The sequence below is a fragment of the Enterococcus spodopteracolus genome (genome assembly GCF_030441955.1).
GTDB classification, from domain to species: Bacteria; Bacillota; Bacilli; order Lactobacillales; family Enterococcaceae; genus Enterococcus_B; species Enterococcus_B spodopteracolus.
Window position 1 is genome coordinate 1 of the sequence record NZ_JARJHD010000147.1, and the last position, 382, is coordinate 382.

Below are 382 nucleotides of genomic sequence, written 5' to 3' on the forward strand. Positions count from 1 at the left end.
CCGGTCCGACCATCACCACCTTCGTGGCCTACGCGCTGGAACGCAAGATATCCAAGACGCCCGAAAAGTTCGGCACCGGCATGATCGCCGGCGTGGCCTCGCCCGAAGCGTCGTCGCACTCCAAGACGCAGGTCGACTTCATTCCGACCATGAGCCTGGGCATCCCCGGCGACGCGGTGATGGCGCTGATCCTGGGCGCGCTGCTGATCCAGGGCATCCAGCCCGGCCCGCAGCTGATCACCGAGCATCCGGACATCTTCTGGGGCCTGATCGCCAGCTTCTGGGTTGGCAACGTGCTGCTGATGGTGCTCAACGTGCCGCTGATCGGCGTCTGGGTCAAGCTGCTGCAGGTGCCTTATCGCTACCTGTTCCCGTCGGCGCT

At 64.9% G+C, this 382-nt stretch carries 1 protein-coding gene; it reads left to right on the plus strand.

All coding sequences use genetic code 11. The annotated features are described in order from the left end of the window. Nucleotides 1–382 (plus strand): tripartite tricarboxylate transporter permease (locus P3R27_RS14960; RefSeq protein WP_301399214.1); only part of this gene is annotated, 382 nt, incomplete at both ends.